The sequence below is a fragment of the Nocardia anaemiae NBRC 100462 genome, from assembly GCF_001612725.1.
GTDB classification, from domain to species: domain Bacteria; phylum Actinomycetota; class Actinomycetes; order Mycobacteriales; family Mycobacteriaceae; genus Nocardia; species Nocardia anaemiae.
This window is the reverse complement of record NZ_BDAZ01000008.1, coordinates 87,950-100,756: the sequence shown is the minus strand read 5'-3', so window position 1 is coordinate 100,756 and position 12,807 is coordinate 87,950. Positions and strand designations below refer to the sequence as shown.

General features: G+C 65.5%; 14 protein-coding genes. 10 read left to right on the top strand and 4 right to left on the bottom strand.

Annotated elements, in window-relative coordinates; all coding sequences use genetic code 11:
• Window positions 1-3: 3 nt before the first annotated feature.
• Together NA5_RS05990 and NA5_RS05985 are read right to left on the bottom strand one after the other, a co-directional pair.
• The gene (locus tag NA5_RS05990) at window positions 4-333 is read right to left on the bottom strand and encodes an acyl-CoA carboxylase subunit epsilon (protein ID WP_062982744.1); all 330 of its coding nucleotides are present in this window, start codon (window positions 331-333) and stop codon (window positions 4-6) included.
• 136 nt (window positions 334-469) lie between these two features.
• Window positions 470-2,110: an acyl-CoA carboxylase subunit beta gene (locus NA5_RS05985; protein ID WP_062982742.1), complete on the bottom strand. Its 1,641-nt coding sequence runs from the start codon at window positions 2,108-2,110 to the stop codon at window positions 470-472.
• A gap of 269 nt (window positions 2,111-2,379) precedes the next feature.
• Here NA5_RS05985 and NA5_RS40175 point away from each other — a divergent pair, with 269 nt between their 5' ends.
• Both NA5_RS40175 and NA5_RS05980 read left to right on the top strand, forming a co-directional pair.
• Window positions 2,380-2,601 carry a hypothetical protein gene (locus NA5_RS40175; protein WP_157110252.1) on the top strand — a complete coding sequence of 74 codons (222 nt, stop codon included), beginning with the start codon at window positions 2,380-2,382 and terminating at the stop codon, window positions 2,599-2,601.
• Window positions 2,602-2,611: 10 nt separating this feature from the next.
• Window positions 2,612-3,412: a biotin--[acetyl-CoA-carboxylase] ligase gene (locus NA5_RS05980; RefSeq protein WP_084483951.1), complete on the top strand. Its 801-nt coding sequence runs from the start codon at window positions 2,612-2,614 to the stop codon at window positions 3,410-3,412.
• A gap of 42 nt (window positions 3,413-3,454) precedes the next feature.
• On the opposite strand, the gene NA5_RS05975 is transcribed toward NA5_RS05980, so the two are convergent.
• Window positions 3,455-4,408: an acyl-ACP desaturase gene (locus NA5_RS05975; protein ID WP_062982740.1), complete on the bottom strand. Its 954-nt coding sequence runs from the start codon at window positions 4,406-4,408 to the stop codon at window positions 3,455-3,457.
• Between the two features lie 270 nt (window positions 4,409-4,678).
• Between NA5_RS05975 and NA5_RS05970 the strand changes: the two genes are divergently transcribed.
• Genes NA5_RS05970 through NA5_RS05960 form a run of 3 tightly spaced genes read left to right on the top strand, consistent with a single transcriptional unit; the run spans window position 4,679 to window position 7,212 of the window.
• Entirely contained in the window at window positions 4,679-5,206 is a 528-nt protein-coding gene (locus tag NA5_RS05970) for a PH domain-containing protein (protein WP_062982738.1), read from the top strand.
• Entirely contained in the window at window positions 5,203-5,880 is a 678-nt protein-coding gene (locus NA5_RS05965) for a response regulator transcription factor (protein ID WP_062982736.1), read from the top strand. The genes NA5_RS05970 and NA5_RS05965 overlap by 4 nt, the downstream gene beginning before the upstream one ends.
• A gap of 18 nt (window positions 5,881-5,898) precedes the next feature.
• Window positions 5,899-7,212 (top strand): sensor histidine kinase, encoded by a 1,314-nt coding sequence (locus tag NA5_RS05960; protein ID WP_062982734.1) that lies wholly within the window; start codon window positions 5,899-5,901, stop codon window positions 7,210-7,212.
• Here the strand turns inward: NA5_RS05960 and NA5_RS05955 are convergent.
• The gene (locus tag NA5_RS05955) at window positions 7,209-7,751 is read right to left on the bottom strand and encodes a GtrA family protein (protein WP_062982732.1); all 543 of its coding nucleotides are present in this window, start codon (window positions 7,749-7,751) and stop codon (window positions 7,209-7,211) included. The genes NA5_RS05960 and NA5_RS05955 overlap by 4 nt on opposite strands.
• A gap of 90 nt (window positions 7,752-7,841) precedes the next feature.
• On the opposite strand from NA5_RS05955, the gene NA5_RS05950 reads away from it, so the two are divergent.
• From NA5_RS05950 to NA5_RS05930, 5 genes are all read left to right on the top strand, one after another.
• Window positions 7,842-9,017: a 5-(carboxyamino)imidazole ribonucleotide synthase gene (locus NA5_RS05950; protein ID WP_245672112.1), complete on the top strand. Its 1,176-nt coding sequence runs from the start codon at window positions 7,842-7,844 to the stop codon at window positions 9,015-9,017.
• Window positions 9,001-9,510 carry a 5-(carboxyamino)imidazole ribonucleotide mutase gene (gene purE, locus NA5_RS05945; RefSeq protein WP_281201696.1) on the top strand — a complete coding sequence of 170 codons (510 nt, stop codon included), beginning with the start codon at window positions 9,001-9,003 and terminating at the stop codon, window positions 9,508-9,510. The genes NA5_RS05950 and purE overlap by 17 nt, the downstream gene beginning before the upstream one ends.
• 94 nt (window positions 9,511-9,604) lie before the next feature.
• Entirely contained in the window at window positions 9,605-10,285 is a 681-nt protein-coding gene (locus NA5_RS05940; RefSeq protein WP_245672111.1) for a TetR family transcriptional regulator, read from the top strand.
• Window positions 10,286-10,445: 160 nt separating this feature from the next.
• Complete coding sequence (locus NA5_RS05935; RefSeq protein WP_062982728.1) at window positions 10,446-11,606, top strand: acyl-CoA dehydrogenase; 1,161 nt, start codon at window positions 10,446-10,448, stop codon at window positions 11,604-11,606.
• A gap of 519 nt (window positions 11,607-12,125) precedes the next feature.
• Window positions 12,126-12,788: a DUF6875 domain-containing protein gene (locus tag NA5_RS05930; RefSeq protein WP_174555199.1), complete on the top strand. Its 663-nt coding sequence runs from the start codon at window positions 12,126-12,128 to the stop codon at window positions 12,786-12,788.
• Window positions 12,789-12,807: the final 19 nt, after the last annotated feature.

Here is a 12,807-nt window from a genome sequence, read left to right as displayed (position 1 = left end):
CGATCAGTCGCGCAGGTGTGACAGGTGCGGGAAAGAGTATGGCGAGAACGGCGAGGTGCCGCGGTGCATCAGGGTCGGGCGCCCCCAGGAATCGGCCGGACCGACCGGCCCGCTGGGCGCGGCGCTGTTCGCCGCCGCCGACAGCACACATACCAGCGCCGCGAGTTCCTCATCGGTCGGCGCACCCTTGATGACTCGGAAGAACGGCTGCTCGGCAGGCACGGATGCCGGGGCTGCCGCCGGTGCGCCCGCCTCGACCGCATCCGCGATCGGGTCGACTGTGAGATCCAGTTCGACGGCGGTCAACACATCTTCATCTGCCACGGTCGTCACGGTGCCAGATCCTCTCTCTATTGCGATCGAGCCTATGCCCGACTCGAAGACATATGGACCAAGCGATCCTCATCCTCGAATCGACTCATTGCATCTCTGCAACCAGTGTGCGCGGCCCATGGAGGTTATCGCTTGATCACAGTGGAATGTTGCCGTGTTTCTTGGGCGGCAGCGAGACCATCTTCCGCTCGAGCAGACGCAGCGCCGAGACGATCTGGCCGCGGGTGTGCGAGGGCGGGATGACCGCGTCCACGTACCCGCGCTCGGCGGCCACGTAGGGGTTCACGAGGGTGTCCTCGTATTCGTTCTGCAGCTCCATGCGCAGTGCGTCGACATCGTTTCCGCTCTTCGCGGCCTCTTGCAGCTGCTTGCGGTAGACGAAACCGACGGCGCCCGAAGCGCCCATCACCGCGATCTGAGCACTCGGCCAGGCGAGGTTCACATCGGCGCCCATGTGCTTGGAACCCATGACGTCATAGGCGCCGCCGTAGGCCTTGCGAGTGATGATCGTGATTTTGCCCACAGTGGCCTCACCGTAGGCGTAGAGCAGCTTCGCGCCGCGCCGGATGATGCCGTTGTATTCCTGGCCGGTACCGGGCAGGAAGCCGGGAACGTCGACCAGGGTGATGATCGGGATATTGAAGGCGTCGCAGGTGCGCACGAAGCGCGCGGCCTTCTCCGAGGCGTCGATATCGAGGCAGCCGGCGAACTGGGTCGGCTGGTTGGCGACGATGCCGACGCTGCGCCCGTCGATTCGACCGAAGCCGACGATGATGTTCATCGCGCGCTCGGCCTGCACCTCGAGGAATTCATCGTCGTCGAGCAGGCGACGGATGACCTCGTGCATGTCATAGGGCTGGTTCGGCGAATCCGGGATGATCGTGTCCAGCTCGAGGTCCTCGTCGGTGAGCGAATCCTCGATGGCGCCGTTGATCGGGTCGGTCGCCGGAAAGCGCGGGGCCTCGGCCCGGTTGTTGCTCGGCAGGTAGCTCAGCAGATCCTTGACGTAGTCCAGCGCGTCCTGCTCGCCGGAGGCCACGTAGTGCGCGACACCGGATTTCGTCATGTGGGTGTGCGCGCCGCCGAGGTCTTCCATGGTGACGTCCTCACCGGTGACCGTCTTGATGACATCGGGTCCGGTGACGAACATCTGGCTGGTGCCGTCGACCATGACGACGAAGTCGGTCAGTGCGGGCGAGTACACGTGCCCACCGGCGGCCGGGCCCATGATCAGCGAGATCTGCGGGATCACGCCGGAGGCCTGGATATTGCGGTGAAAGATCTCGCCGTAGAGGCCGAGCGAGACGACGCCCTCCTGGATGCGCGCGCCCGCACCCTCGTTGATGCCGATCAGCGGGCGACCGGTCTTGAGCGCCAGATCCATCACCTTGACGATCTTCTCGCCGTAGACCTCGCCGAGGCTGCCGCCGAAGACGGTGACGTCCTGGCTGAAGATGCAGACGTCGCGGCCGTCGATGGTGCCGTAGCCGGTCACCACGCCGTCGCCGAGCGGCCGGTTGTTCTCCAGGCCGAAGTTCACGCTGCGGTGGCGGGCCAGCGCGTCCAGTTCCACGAAGGAGCCCTCGTCCAGCAGTGCCAGGATGCGCTCGCGGGCGGTCATCTTGCCCTTGGCGTGCACCTTGTCGACCGCGGCTTCACCCATCGGGTGCTTGGCCTCTTCCAGCCGATTCCGCAGATCAGCCAGCTTCCCAGCGGTGGTGTGGATATCGGGGGCGCCCGCCGATTCCGATGCGGGCTGGTGCTGGACACTCGTCATGGCTCCGGAGTGTAACCAGTACCAGTGCCTCTAGGTAACCGAGTGTCGCTTACCGGTCAGTAGAAAACCGCAGCTAGATCATGTTCCAACAGGCGAATGGCGGCAAACTTCCTGGTCGATCGGCGAACCGAACGCGGTGCTCGCGGCCGGAAAATCGGTGGAGTGCCACCGCGGTGCCCGGATACCCTGAGGACGTTCGCATTTCAGCTCGAGACAAGGGGCAGTGAGGTGCATGGGAGGACAACGCACACCTAGCTGAGGAGCAGATCATGTGGGGATGGAGCAGCAGAGTCGCCGAGCATGCCGCGGCGACCTCGTGGACCAGTTGGCAGACGGTGGAAACCGAGTCGACCGTAGTGGATCCGCGGGATTGGGGAAGCCAGTCGGCGGAGCCGACGGGGTGGGTAAACACAGGGGCCGAGCCCGAAGCGGAATCCGGTGACGGCATGTCCGTCGCGGTACCGATTCGCGAATACGACCTCGTCGGATAGCCTGCCGGGTGTGCACAGGCCACCGTTGGATGCAGAGCAGTTGCGGCGCAGTCTCACCGAGTCGCCCGAACTGTCGTTCTTCTCCCACATCGCCGTGGTGGAGTCGACCGGATCCACCAATGCGGACCTGATCGCTCGGGCCGGGGAGCCCGGAGCCGATCGCGCGGTACTGCTCGCCGAAACCCAGGAGCAGGGCCGGGGTCGGCACGCTCGGAGCTGGGTCAGCCCGCCGCGCGCACAGATAGCGATGTCGGTGTTGGTGCGGCTGCCCGGCATCGAGCCTGCCGCCATGGGCTGGCTGCCGCTGCTCACCGGTGTCGCCGTGGTGGACGCACTGCGCGCGACCGCCGGTGTGGACGCGAATCTGAAGTGGCCCAACGATGTGCTGATCGATGGCCGCAAAGTCGCGGGCATCCTGGCCGAGGTCGCCTCCGGTGGTGGGGCGCCCGCCGTTGTCGTCGGGATCGGCCTGAACGTCGACCTCACCGAGGCGGAACTGCCGGTGCCGCATGCCACTTCGCTCGCGCTGGCGGGCGCGAAGGTCACCGACCGCACCGAGCTCGTGCGGTCGCTGCTGACCGAATTCGCCCGCCGCTTCACCGCGTGGCGCGACGCCGGTTGGAACACCACCGACCTGATCGGCGTCTACCGCGACCGCTGCGCCACCCTCGGCGCACCCGTGCGCGCCGAACTACCCGGCGGCCAGACCCTCGAGGGCATCGCCACCGATGTCGACACCGCGGGCCGCCTGCGCATCGGCGAACAGGTCGTCTCCGCCGCCGATGTAACCCACCTGCGCGCCGACTACTGAGGACTCAGCGGAACCTTTTGCGCGGCAGAGACATTCGTAACCTCAGACCGGTTGCATGATGCCGCGCGCCGCCTCGCGGGCGAGCAGGCGGTCGCGCTGTTCCTCGAACTTGAGCACGTCCTTGTCCAGCTTCTCCAGGAATTCGCCGAGTTGCTGGCGCGCCTGTTCGCCGCGCGGTCCGAAGTCGTTGCGGTCGAAGACATTCCACTTCTTCAGCACGGGCTGCACCACCTCTTCGAGGTGCTGGCGCAGATCGTAGATGCCGTGCTTGGCCATCAGTGCGCCGTTGCGCCGGAAATTGGGCATGCCGTAGCCCGGCATGACGAAGTTGGTGAGGATCTTGGTGATCGCCGCTATGGCTTGATCGGGCACCAGATCCAGGCCCGCGCCGCAGAGGTTGCGGTAGAAGATCATGTGCAGGTTCTCGTCGGCGGCCACACGCTGCAGCATGCGATCGGCGATCGGGTCGTTGCACACCTTGCCGGTATTGCGGTGGCTGACCCGGGTGGCCAGCTCCTGGAAGGTCACATACGCGACATTCGCCAGGAATCCGCCCCAGTCCTCGGGCGAGGGCACGCCACGGGTCATATGGATCATGCGGGCCTGTTCGAGCGCGACCGGATCGACGCCACGGGTCACCACGAGATAGTCACGCAGGACGATGCCGTGCCGGTTCTCCTCGGCCGTCCAGCGCCCGACCCAGGTACCCCACGCGCCGTCCTGGGAGAAGTTCTCGGCGATCAGTCGATGGTAGGAGGGCAGATTGTCCTCGGTGAGCAGGTTGGTGATCATCGCGGCCTTGGCGACCTCGTTCAGCCTGGACTGTTCCGGCTCCCAGTCCTGACCGCCGAGCGCGGCGAAGTTGCGACCCTCGTCCCATGGGACGTAGTCGTGCGGGTGCCAGTCCTTGGTCATCGACAGGTGGCGGTCGAGATTCTGTTCGGCCACCGGTTCGAGTTCGGTCAGGATTTCCAGCTGGGTCAGATTCTTGGTCACACACGCCTCCACGGTTCGTTTTCGACGTCTTGTCAAGCCGGACTTGTGTTTTCACAGGCAGAGCGTTGAGCAGAACAAACGAGAGCAGGGTCGACGACAGCGCCGGGTCGAGCCGCTGCCGTTGGATCGAGGCTATGGAGCAATCCTGTGCGGAATCTCGAGGGTGCTCGAGAGACGCTCGAGGTCCCGACGGCGCAAGGTGCCGATTGTGCAGCACGGCACGCGTCGCTGTCCACGCTTTCCGGCATGTTCTCGCGGTAGGGTTCCGACATGGGTTATCCGGAGGAGGTGCTCGCCCCGGACGAGCAGTTGATACTCCATCGTCATCCGCATTGGAAAATGCTGTTCTGGCCGATCGTGACGCTGATCATCGCGACCGCGCTGGCCGGATTCGCCGGGGGGCTGATCTGGCGCAGGACCGAGGGCACAACCCGTTCGGTATTGCTGATCGTGGTGCTGGTCGTCTGGCTCGGCATCATCGGATGGCGTTGTGTCGCACGGATTATCAGCTGGAAGTCGACGCATTTCATCGTGACCGACCGGCGGGTGCTCATCCGGCAGGGCGTGATCACCCACACCGGCATCGATATCCCGATGAGCCGGATTTCCAGTGTGCAGTTCCGGCACGGGCTGTTCGACCGGCTGCTCGGCACCGGCACCCTCATCATCGGATCCTCCTCGGAGGAACCGCTCGAATACGATGACATCCCACAGGTACAGCAGGTGCACGCGCTGCTGTACCGGCAGGTATTCGAGGAATCCAGAGACGACGATCCGCGCTGGGACCACCGCATATGACCGCTGTACTGCTGGCCGAAGACGATGAGGCCATCGCCGCACCGCTCTCCCGTGCGCTCGGGCGCGAGGGCTATTCGGTCACCGTGGAACGCTTCGGGCCCGCGGTGCTCCAACGCGCCCTGGAGGGTGATCACGATCTGCTCATCCTCGATCTCGGCCTGCCCGGTATGGACGGTCTCGAGGTGTGCCGCCAAGTGCGCGCCCGCGGCGCCGATCTGGCCGTGCTGATGCTCACCGCGCGCACCGATGAGGTGGACTTCGTCGTCGGGTTGGACGCGGGCGCGGATGACTATGTCGGCAAACCGTTCCGGTTGGCCGAATTGCTGGCCAGGGTGCGAGCGCTTTTGCGGCGCAGCGGAATCGGTGACGAGGCGGTGGAGGTCGGCGGTATCCGGCTCGAGCCCGCGGCGCGTCGGGTACTGGTGAACGGCCACGAAGTCGGTTTGGCCAATAAGGAATACGAGCTGCTCAAGGTGTTGATCGATCGGGCGGGCCAGGTGGTGCCGCGCGAGACGATCCTGCGCGAGGTGTGGGGCGATGCCGAGCTGCGCGGTTCCAAGACCTTGGATATGCATATGTCCTGGCTGCGCCGCAAGATCGGTGACGAGGGGCCGATGGCCGAGCGACGCATCGTCACCGTGCGCGGTGTCGGCTTCCGGCTGAACACCGATTGATGGTGCGGCGCAACTGATATGAGACGCAGAATTCTGCGATCGATCCTCACCGTGCTGACCATCACCACGGTGGTGCTCGGTGTTCCGCTGATCTACACCGCGTGGCTCTGGGTCGAGGACATCACTCGCAATGATCTGGAGAACCGGCTCGAGCGCATCGCCGCGGAGATCATCACCCAGGAACACGGCCACGGCATAGTGCTCGGTGAACTCGACACCCGCCTGGTGCGGCCGCTGATCCCCAAGGACGGCAAGCTGACCATCATCTACCCGGCCCCGCAGGACAATGCGTCGCGGCTCGATATCGGCGCGGATCGGGTGCGTGATCCGGTGGTGGAATCGCTGGCGATGGGCACCGAGGGCTCGTTGCGCTTGGAGGTGCCGTCGGCGCCGATGCATACGCGCCAGATCCAGGCCGTCGCGGTGGTTGCCTTCGCGGTGCTCGCGTCACTGGGCGCGGCGGTGTCGGTGGCGATGATCACCGCGCGCCGGGTCGCCGATCCGCTGCGTGATGTCGCGGCCCGTGCCGCCCGACTGGCCATGGGTGACTTCCGGCCGGACCCGCGGCGGCACGGGATTTCCGAACTGGATCGGGTTTCCGATGTGCTCGATTCGGCCACCGTCGAGATCGCCGGGCGGCTGCAGCGCGAGCACGCACTGGTCGCGGATGTCTCCCATCAGCTGCGCAGTCGCCTCACCGCGGTGCGATTGCGGCTGGACGAGTTGTCCGCACACGCCGATCCGGCCGTTGTGCACGAGGCCGAGGAGGCGATGGCGCAGGTCGACCGCCTGACCGACGCGATCGACGATCTGGTCCGGGCCTCCCGCGACGAGGATGCCGCCGATCGCGATCCGGTGCCGGTGATGGACGAGCTGCGCGGCGTCGTCGAGGAATGGTCGCATCCGTTCACGGAGGCAGGGCGGATCCTGCGGCTGATCGGCGATGAATCACTGCGCGCGCCGATCACCGGTTCCCGGCTGCGGGAAGCACTCGCCGTGCTGGTCGATAACGCGCTGATGCACGGCGGCGGCACCTGCACGGTATCGGTGCGGACGGTGCGTACGGTCAGCGAGCGCGAGCCCTTGGTGGTGGTCGAGGTCGCCGACGAGGGGGACGGCGTCCGTGACGAACTCGCACCACATATCTTCGACCGCGGCTTCTCCGCTGGCGGCTCGACCGGTGTCGGACTGGCGCTGGCTCGGGCGCTCATCGAGGCCGATGGTGGACGGTTGGAATTGCAGCGCCGCCGCCCCGCGCTGTTCGCGATGTTCCTCGGATCCAGCGCATCGCAACGCACGCCCAACGGCGCGCAGGCCCCCGAACCGCGCTAGCTGCGGCCGAGCTGCTCTTCCTCGAGCATTTCCTCGATCTCCTCGACGAGTTCGCTGATTTCGTCCGGGAACACCCAGCGGCGCATCGCCCAGAAGCGGAATGCCATCTGCAGCAGGTTGCCGATGATGAAGGCGCTGATGAAGTCCGCGATGTTCTCGACGGTGAAACTCACATCGGGTTGGCGTAGGTCGAAGACATAGCTGGAGATCCACAGCGGGATGAAGCTCAGCACCACACCGACGCCGCTGACGCCGAAGAACAGCAGCGCCTCGTGATGCTTCTCGCGTCCGCCGCGGTTCTTGAACGACCACTCGCGGTTGAGGATGTAGGAGCAGATGACCGCGATCACGCCGGAGATGATCTTCGCGGTGACCGGCTTGGTCTCCAGCACGGTCCACTTGAGTACGTAGAAGATGCCCGAGTCGATGATGAAGGTGGTCGCGCCGACGATGGCGAATTTGATCAGTTCGTGGTGGCGGTACGCGATCTCCCGCAGGGGCTTGGGGAGGACGTTGACCACGTCGTCGACGAAAGACACAAGGCCCGAGTGTACCGGTAGGCATCACGGCGCCCGGACATGACAAGATTGCACGACGTGAGGTCCCGCCGTTCATTCGATCCAGCCGCCATGCCCACTGTCACCATGATCGGTGGTGGCCAGCTCGCGCGCATGACGCACCAGGCCGCCATCGCGCTCGGTCAGCGGCTACGGGTGCTGGCCGAGAATCCGGATGACCCGGCCGCGCAGGTGAGCCCGGAGGTCGTACTCGGCAGCCACACCGATCTGGCCGCACTGCGTAAGGCCGCCGTCGGCTCGCACGCGCTTACCTTCGACCACGAGCATGTGCCGACCGAACATCTGGAAGCGCTGGTCGCCGAGGGCGTGAACGTGCAGCCGCCGCCGCATGCGCTGGTCTTCGCGCAGGACAAATTGGCCATGCGCACCAAGCTGTCCGAACTCGGGTTGCCGGTGCCCGCCTTCGTTCCCGTCAGCTCGGTGGCCGATGCGGTGCGATTCGGTGACGAACACGACTGGCGGGTCGTGCTGAAGGCGGTGCGCGGCGGTTACGACGGACGCGGTGTCTGGATGCCGGACTCTGCGGCCGAGGCCGAGAAGATCGTGGCCGACCAACTCGCGCACGGTGTGCGACTGCTCGCCGAGGCCAAGGTGGATCTGAAGCGCGAACTGTCGGCGATGGTGGCGCGTTCGCCGTTCGGCCAGGCCGCGACCTGGCCGGTGGTGGAGACGGTGCAACGCAACGGCCAGTGCGCCGTGGTGATCGCGCCCGCGCCGGAGCTGAGCGACGAATTGGCCGCGCAGGCCGAGACACTCGCGCTGAACCTGGCCAACGAACTCGGTGTGGTCGGTGCGATGGCCGTCGAACTCTTCGAAACCAACGACGGCGCCATCCTGATCAACGAACTGGCCATGCGCCCGCACAACTCCGGTCACTGGGGCATGGACGGCGCACGCACCGGCCAGTTCGAACAGCATTTGCGCGCGGTGCTCGACTATCCGCTCGGCGACACCAGTCCGCTGGCGCCGGTCACGGTGATGGCGAATATTCTCGGCGCGGCCGAGGCGCCGACGATGTCGATGGACGAGCGGCTGCACCACCTCTTCGCCCGATTGCCGCAGGCGAAGGTGCACCTGTACGGCAAGGGCGAACGGCCGGATCGCAAGATCGGGCATATCAACGTGCTCGGCGACGACGTCGCCGTCGTGCGCGAGCAGGCCGAGCGCGCGGCGCACTGGATGTCGCACGCGATTTGGACCGACGGATGGGATCCCCACGGTGAGTAATGCGCAAGTCGGCCTGATCATGGGCAGCGACTCCGACTGGCCGACCATGGAGGCCGCGGCAATCGCCTTGGCGGAGTTCGAAATTCGCTTCGAGGTCGGCGTCGTCTCGGCGCACCGCACGCCCCAGCGCATGCTCGACTACGCCCGCGAGGCGGCGGGCCGCGGCCTGAAGGTCATCATCGCGGGCGCAGGCGGCGCCGCGCACCTGCCCGGCATGGTCGCCTCCGCCACTGCGCTCCCGGTCATCGGCGTCCCGGTGCCGCTCAAATATCTCGACGGCATGGACTCGCTGCTGTCCATCGTTCAGATGCCCGCGGGCGTCCCGGTGGCCACCGTCTCCATCGGCGGAGCCCGCAATGCCGGTCTGCTCGCCGCCCGCATCCTCGCCACCGCGGACCCCGACCTGCGCGCCCGGATGGAGCGGTTCCAGGCCAGCCTCGAAGCCATGGTCCTGGAGAAAGACGATGCGCTCCGCAGCAAACTCCTCGGCTGACCAACCGACTCGGCCCGCTCGGACAGCGGCGGCTCGGCTCGGCCGCACTGCGACGCTTCGCGCATCGGTCGGGCGGGGTCAGTACGGTGATGCGGTGGCGATTGAGGAGACCGTTCGGGGGCGTGGTTGGGATGATGCGGCCAGGTTTCGGCTGACCGTTGTGGATCAGGCGCTGCGGTTGTTCGCCGAGCAGGGGTATGAGGCCACGACCGTGGACGAGATCGCCGAGGCGGCCCGAATTTCGCGGCGGACGTTCTTCCGGCAGTTCCGGTCGAAGGAGGATGTGATCTTCGCCGATCACGAGTCGCAGTTGGCGCAGGCGGCGCAGTTCTTGGCGGCGGCGCAGGGCGATCCGTGGGAGGCGGTATGTGCCGCGGTGGTGCAGGTGTTCGAGCGGTTCACCCAGTGGCGCGAGATCGCCGAGCGGCGGTATCGGGTGGTGCGCAAGGTGCCCGCGTTGCGGGAGCGCGAGATCGTGACCGTCTTCCGGTACGAGCGGTTGTTCACCGATTATCTGCGTGAGCGGCTGCCGGAGGTGCCGGATCTGGCGCGGGTGCAGTTCACGGCCGCGGTGACGGCCACGCACAACTACCTGCTGCGCCGCATGGTGCGCGGCGAATCCGATGCGGGCGCGGCGGATCTGCGCGAGGAGTTGGCGGCGATCCCGCGCGGGGGCGGATCCGGTTCGGCGGAGATGGTGGTCGCGGTGTTCCCGAGGGATATGCCGCCGCGGCAGGTCGCCGATCTGGTGACGCGGCAGCTCGGTAGCTTGTGACGGGAGTCATAGTATGCGGTATCTGACACTCAGTGCCACGCTGTAACCGCACTTGATTTAGATTCTCGCGCGTATACTCGATCGAAGTATGGCACTGAGTGCCGACCGTTGGCGCTCCGATCCAGCACAATCACGACCGACAAACCCAGGAGTGTGTCCCATGGCAGGGAACCCCGATTTCAATCTGTTCCAGCTCGAGGATTTCCACGACGAACTTCGTGCGGCCATCCGCGGACTGGCGGAGAAGGAAATCGCTCCGCACGCCAAGGACGTCGACGGCAACTCCCGCTTCCCGGAGGAGGCGCTCACCGCGCTGAATGCCGCGGGCTTCAACGCGGTGCACGTACCCGAGGCCTATGGCGGCCAGGGCGCGGATTCGGTCGCCACCTGCATCGTGATCGAAGAGGTCGCCCGCGTGTGTGGTTCGTCCTCGCTGATTCCCGCGGTCAACAAGCTCGGCACCATGGGCCTGATCCTCAACGGTTCCGAGGAGCTCAAGCAGAAGGTGCTGCCGGATATCGTCAACGGCGAGATGGCCTCCTACGCGCTGTCCGAGCGTGAGGCGGGCTCCGACGCGGCGAGCATGCGCACCCGCGCCAAGCGGGACGGGGACGACTGGGTCATCAACGGCTCCAAATGCTGGATCACCAACGGCGGCAAGTCTTCCTGGTACACCGTCATGGCGGTGACCGATGCGGAGAAGGGCGCCAACGGCATCTCCGCCTTCCTGGTGCACAAGGATGACGAGGGCTTCGTGGTCGGCCCGCTCGAGCACAAGCTCGGCATCAAGGGATCGCCCACCGCGGAACTGTATTTCGAGAACTGCCGGGTGCCGGGTGACCGCATCGTCGGCGAGCCGGGCACCGGCTTCAAGACCGCGCTGCAGACCCTGGACCACACTCGCCCGACCATCGGCGCGCAGGCCGTCGGGATCGCACAGGGCGCGCTGGACGCCGCGATCGCCTACACCAAGGACCGCAAGCAGTTCCGCACCGCGATCGCCGACTTCCAGAACACCCAGTTCATGCTCGCCGATATGGCGATGAAGATCGAGGCCGCGCGCCTCATGGTCTACACCTCCGCGGCCCGCGCCGAGCGCGGCGAGAAGAACCTCGGCTTCATCTCCGCCGCCGCCAAGTGCTTCGCCTCGGATGTGGCCATGGAGGTCACTACCAACGCCGTCCAGCTGTTCGGCGGCGCGGGCTACACCACCGACTTCCCGGTGGAGCGAATGATGCGTGACGCCAAGATCACGCAGATCTACGAGGGCACCAACCAGATCCAGCGCGTCGTCATGTCGCGCGCGCTGCTGCGGGGCTGATAGAGCAATACCGACCGGGTGTTCACACCGCTGCGCCGAGCGGTGTGAACTCCCGGTCTTTTTTGTGCCCCCTGATACCCCGCATAATTTGGAGCAATTATGTCCGTCGAAATAATTTCGACACCGGTCAGTTGCTTATTCGTGTCCGTGGCAAACACAATTCGAGACGTTACGCGGAACATGAATATTGTGAAAGAAATACAGATACTGATTCGCCTCGTATCCGGCACGAATGAGAGCCGCGACCTCCGCTGACGAGGTCGCGCCTGGTGTGGCCCTCGCATACATGTCGCCATCTCGGGCTGCGCGTTACGTATTTTCAGCTCCATTTCGCACAGAAGTTGAACCAATGAATTAGGTGGCTCGTTACCTATTAAAGACACCACTAAGGGTGGATACTCGACTTCGTAAGGGTGACGAGGTTTGGATATGACCAAGATCGTAATTGGATCGCGGTCGGGGATGAATTGGGTCCCGCTGTCCATGACCGAGATGCCGTGTCCATTCACGAGATCCGTGATGGACGTGGTCCGAACGTGGGCCGAACAGCATTTGTCGGTCGAGGATCCGGAGTTGGGCCGCGGCGGTCCGGTCTGTCCGTATGTCGCCCCGTCCCTGCGGCGCGACCTGATGTGGGTCGGCCGCATACCCGGTGCGCGCCCATGGCCGTCGTTCGTTCGGCTGGTCCTGCGGGACGCGATGGAGCTCTATCAGACCCTGCCGCCCACCGAGGGCGGCGAAGCGGTCCTGCGCGCATTGATCACGGCGCTGCCTGACCTGAAGGACTACGGGCTGATCGATGAACTGCACGCCGAGTTGAAGACGCCGTGCGTCGCGCGCGGGTTCATGCTCGGTCAGTTCTATCCGGGCTGCGATGAGCCCGGGCTGTGGAACAAGGACTACCGCCCGCTCGACGCGCCGATTCCGATGTTCGTCCTACGCAGCATGATGGCCACCGACTTCCCGTTCCTGCTGGAGCAGCCGGAGTGGATGGCGGCCTACGTCAAGAAGTTCGCACCCGCCCTGCCCGCGCACGTACGCAACGTCGTGGTGAGCAGGCTGATGGCGGGTTCGCTCAGGGATGTCGAGGTGTATCACATCGAGCCGGAGGGGGTTACGGTCGACGCGACGCATGCTCGGACCAACGGTAAACCGGTGCCCCGTCGGGCGGCATCGAGGTAACTGATCCGGGTGGTTGCTC

Coding starts and splice junctions, on each gene's coding strand:
- NA5_RS05985 (WP_062982742.1), bottom strand. CDS start 2,110: ATGACGAGTGTCCAGCACCAGCCCGCATCGGAATCGGCGGGCGCCCCC.
- NA5_RS40175 (WP_157110252.1), top strand. CDS start 2,380: ATGTGGGGATGGAGCAGCAGAGTCGCCGAGCATGCCGCGGCGACCTCG.
- NA5_RS05970 (WP_062982738.1), top strand. CDS start 4,679: ATGGGTTATCCGGAGGAGGTGCTCGCCCCGGACGAGCAGTTGATACTC.
- NA5_RS05965 (WP_062982736.1), top strand. CDS start 5,203: ATGACCGCTGTACTGCTGGCCGAAGACGATGAGGCCATCGCCGCACCG.
- NA5_RS05960 (WP_062982734.1), top strand. CDS start 5,899: ATGAGACGCAGAATTCTGCGATCGATCCTCACCGTGCTGACCATCACC.
- NA5_RS05950 (WP_245672112.1), top strand. CDS start 7,842: ATGCCCACTGTCACCATGATCGGTGGTGGCCAGCTCGCGCGCATGACG.
- NA5_RS05935 (WP_062982728.1), top strand. CDS start 10,446: ATGGCAGGGAACCCCGATTTCAATCTGTTCCAGCTCGAGGATTTCCAC.
- NA5_RS05930 (WP_174555199.1), top strand. CDS start 12,126: ATGGACGTGGTCCGAACGTGGGCCGAACAGCATTTGTCGGTCGAGGAT.